Here is a 4,007-nt window from a genome sequence, read left to right on the forward strand (position 1 = left end):
TTGGCGTCGTTCACGAACGTGCGGTCGTAGCGTGCGTCGTTGCTCGTGGCCTGCGTCGCCTGGTTCGTCAGCGCCGCCGCCAGGCTCCCGTCCGGAGCCTGCGCCGCGCTACCCGTCGCCTTCGGCTGGCGGATGCCCACCACGAAGCCGTTGGCGTCGCGCTGCGTGATCGTGCCCACCACGTCTCCGCCGCGGCGCGTGAGGGCCGCGCTCTGCTGCCAGTTGCCGTTGAGGTAGGTGTACTGATAGGTCGTGGTCGTGACCTGGCCATCGGCATCCTGGCGCACGCCTTTCAGGTTGCCTGCGGCGTCGTAACCCAGGCCCGTCACGCCGCCGGCATCGTGGTACGCCACATCCGAGCGCTGCGACACCTCCTGGTTGTCTCCCGGCTTGGCGCTGCGCACCACCACATGCGATTCATACAGCTTGAGCGGCTGGGGTGGGGAGGGCTTTTTTCTTTTAGCAGCTAAGGATTGAGACGGACGTGTGCACGAAGGCCGTCATTTCCTTTCTTGCTGCTCTTGCATCGCCCAGCCATCCGGGTCGGGCTTGAAGTCGTCGATGGTGGTCTGTGGATTTTCTTTCAGCTTCTTGCGCATCGCCGCGAAGCTGCCAGAGGCGTGGGCCAACTCGCCGCCGACCTTGAGCAGCAGTGTTCTCGCTTCGTTATCGTGCTCTGGGCCTTGGCGCACCAGAGCTTCGGCTTGCGTCAACGCATCGCGGCAACGTTCGTACATGCCAATGGCTTCGAGTTTGGGGCGCACAGCTTCAAGTTCCTCGTAGATGCGCGGGAAGCCATGCGACAGGTAGAACTCATCTATCCCTTTTCTGTACAGCGTGATTCCACCTGTCATGCCCATGAAGCTGCCTTCGAATTGAGCAATGGAGATTCTGGTTTTCATCATGACCTCACTTTAGACGCCGTGGCGTGTAGAGTTGCGTGCCTTGCGGCGTGACCGTGTAGACCCGCGGCGTGACCCAGTTTTGTACGCGTTGCAACTGCGTGCCAGAGGACAGCACTGCATCCATTGAACTCTTGCCTTCGATGGCCGTGCGCAGGATCAACGCGCCGTTGTTGCGGCTCGGCCCTAGGTCCATCAACAGGTCGATCCGGTTGTAATTGCCGCTGCCGCTCGGGTCGTAGCTCCAGCGGTTCATGCTCAGCAACTGACCTGCGCCTTCGGGAACGCCGATGCTCTTGTTGTAGTTGATCACCACCGAGCGCGCCGCTTCATCCGCGAAAAGTCCAACCTGCAACTGCCCAGGCATATCCAATGGATAGCGATAGAGTTGGCCGTCCTTGTAAAGCTGCTGTCCTTCTGCCATAGCCGACGATGTCGTAGTTCCACGCCTGGGTCATGAAAGGACGGAGCCGTGGAATCAGAGGGCTATCTCAAGCGGTCTTCCTGCTGCAAATGCTTGTATCGCGAAATTATGAGGTTCAAGTGTTGCACTTCAGACTGAGGCCCCCCTGGGCAATCCGCTTCCAAAAATTATCTTAGCAATTCAGCATAACAATTTCTTCATCAATTCCGGAAAATTTGATCGACCCAAATTCAACCAATAGAATCGCATTTTCTCCAATACGTTCAAATCATTTTTTAACAATTCCGATGCACGAAGCAACGAGTAATCATCCACCAATCCCTCATCGAAACCCAACTCGAATGAAGAAATTATTAACAAAGACAATGCAGTTCTAGCCTCGGCATCCAGCGGATGTGATTCCAGCAGATTCAACATCTTATCTATAGCACCAAAATCTGCAAACTCCAATTCCCAATCCTGCTCCCGAGAAGTTGCTTTAATAGAAAGCAATTCATTTATTTTTCTAACAGCAGAAGCATCAGGACCGTAATAAATATTATCCATCTTCAAAATTCCGGGTAAGCCGTTTTTACCCCAGTCTTACTGGGCACCAATCGAACTGACGATGCAGGCATATAGCTGCCATCTGGCATAATTAGTCTAGCCGGAAATCCCTCGGGTATAGGAATCGAAATAGCTCCATTTTTCAAATTTCCTAAATTTTCAATTATAAGCCGCGCTGCCATTTGATCATCCAAGAACTGCCCCATGGCCATGCCTGTTCCTCGGGCGCGTCCAGTAAGAAACTCAGTAGCACCCTCTCCATGATTCGTAAAAGTGTGCCCAAATTTTGCTTTGGTAATAGGTATTAGATCTTCAGCAATAGCCGGAGCAGTACGCGTTTCAGAGGCCACCGGCTTGTTGGGCACATCCCCACCTATTTTTACAGCACCCAACTGCGCAGCCCGGCTGCCAGCCATCGGCCCTGGCATCTCTGCCATCTTTACCACCAAGTTTCTCGTGGCACGCAACCCAGTCAAAACACCCAAGCCGACGCCCGTTGCCTGAGCCGACGCCTGACGAATCTTCATGGGATCATTGCCCGTGAAGTCATTCCTCCACTCATTGAAGACTGCACGCGGCTCGTTCCATAGCCGTGCGATGCCCTGCACTGTAGCAGCCGCAGTCTGCAAGGCCCATTGAGCCCGGCTTTCCGGGGTTCCGGCGATGCCAAAGCTGTAGAGGCCCGACTCCACCATGCCTTTCCCCGCGTCGTACACGCCTTGCGCGCGGTAGATATTTCGATCGAACCCACTGAGCGTTTCCGTGCGATTACGGTATTCCAGTTCAAACACACGGAAATCTTCACGAGTCATCAACTCCTGTTTGCCGGAGACAGTCACCTCAGATCGCAGTTCGTCCGGCTGCTCACTCGCCCTGATGCTCATTTCCGGCAAAGTCGGTATCACGTTCGGCACAACCGGCGTGAAATAGGTGCGGGGAAGGTCAACGTGAGGCATGTTTGCAGGGGTGCCACTATCCAAGATCACCCCCCCGCCCATGTTGGCTCCTATCTGTACTCCTCCGCCGATGATCTGTGGCGGATGTCTGAATGCCTCAATGAATTGATCGTACCCAGTCCAACTCGGCGTACCCCATTGCGCCGGCGCCTGCATCCCCAGCCCGCGAGCGCCTGTGGGCGACAGGCTGTAGAGCGAGTCACGCGGCGCCATCATGTCCGCCACGCTGGTGCCCAACGCATTGCCGAACGCATCGGTAGCCACTTGCTGCACGCTGATCCGTCCACCGCGCATCACGGCCGCAGCCGTGCCCGCCGTGAACCCGCTCAGGCCCGCACGCGCGAACTTCTCCACGCCGTCGTACATCTGCGTCGGCCGTCCATTGATGTCCGTCAGGCCCAGCGCCTCGTTCATGCCCCAGCCCACACCCGCACCGACTGCGCTGGCGACCACGCCCCTCCAGTCGAAGCGGTCCTGCAAACCGGTCACCACACCGATTCCCTGGCCCATCGCGTTGCCCACGGCTGCTCGCACGACCGTCTCGGTGAAGCCTGTTCCTCCCAGCAGGCTCGAACTCGCCAGCCCCCCAGCGATACCGCCCCCAATGGCACCCATTGCCACACCCTTCCAGCTGAAGCCGTCTTGGATGCCCATCAGGTTGCCCGCCGCCTGGCTGGCAATGGAGCCGGCGGCGCCTCCCAGGGCGCCGGAAAGGACCGGCCCCAGTGCATTCAAGGCTGCACCTGCGGTCAGATAGGTCACCACGACAGCGATCACCACCATGATGATCTTGCCGACGACGCCGCAGTCCCCCCCGTTCGCCGGCACCGGCAACACCGGATCCATGCTCCCCGTCGCCTGGCTCGGGTCGTACGGCTGGAACGTCTCCACGCTGTTCGCATTCAGCGACAACTTCGGCACCGTCAACGTCTGCCCCGCCGTCAGCTTGCCGTCTCCCGACACCGCCAGGCTGTTGGCCTCCGCGATGCGCCACCACAGGCTCGCGTCGCCCAGCACGTTGCGTGCGATGTCCTTCAGCGTCTCCCCGCCCACCACCGTGTAGGCCACCGGGTCCAGGCTCTTGTGGCGTGGACGGATCTGCGCGGCCTGCAGCCGGAAGTCCGCCGTGTCCACGTACGCTGGGTTGTTGGTCTGGGGTGTGTTCTCCTCCTGGGTGGG

General features: G+C 58.4%; 5 protein-coding genes. All 5 read right to left on the reverse strand.

The window, feature by feature from the left end; all coding sequences use genetic code 11:
* Nucleotides 1-407: hypothetical protein (locus BLR05_RS25480; protein WP_143016049.1), on the reverse strand; the 407-nt coding region annotated here is incomplete at its 3' end.
* A 93-nt stretch (nt 408-500) separates the two neighbouring features.
* The gene (locus BLR05_RS25485; RefSeq protein ID WP_143016050.1) at nt 501-902 is read right to left on the reverse strand and encodes a hypothetical protein; all 402 of its coding nucleotides are present in this window, start codon (nt 900-902) and stop codon (nt 501-503) included.
* 7 nt (nt 903-909) lie between these two features.
* The gene (locus BLR05_RS25490) at nt 910-1,326 is read right to left on the reverse strand and encodes a hypothetical protein (RefSeq protein WP_092840605.1); all 417 of its coding nucleotides are present in this window, start codon (nt 1,324-1,326) and stop codon (nt 910-912) included.
* Between the two features lie 180 nt (nt 1,327-1,506).
* Complete coding sequence (locus tag BLR05_RS26375) at nt 1,507-1,872, reverse strand: hypothetical protein (RefSeq protein WP_143016051.1); 366 nt, start codon at nt 1,870-1,872, stop codon at nt 1,507-1,509.
* A 2-nt stretch (nt 1,873-1,874) separates the two neighbouring features.
* On the reverse strand, nt 1,875-4,007 hold a 2,133-nt coding region (locus BLR05_RS25495), incomplete at its 5' end, for a LysM peptidoglycan-binding domain-containing protein (protein ID WP_167361352.1).

The sequence above is a fragment of the Paracidovorax cattleyae genome, assembly GCF_900104515.1.
In the GTDB taxonomy this organism is placed as follows: domain Bacteria; phylum Pseudomonadota; class Gammaproteobacteria; order Burkholderiales; family Burkholderiaceae_C; genus Paracidovorax; species Paracidovorax cattleyae.

Coding starts and splice junctions, on each gene's coding strand:
- BLR05_RS25490 (WP_092840605.1), bottom strand. CDS start 1,326: ATGGCAGAAGGACAGCAGCTTTACAAGGACGGCCAACTCTATCGCTAT.
- BLR05_RS25485 (WP_143016050.1), bottom strand. CDS start 902: ATGAAAACCAGAATCTCCATTGCTCAATTCGAAGGCAGCTTCATGGGC.
- BLR05_RS26375 (WP_143016051.1), bottom strand. CDS start 1,872: ATGGATAATATTTATTACGGTCCTGATGCTTCTGCTGTTAGAAAAATA.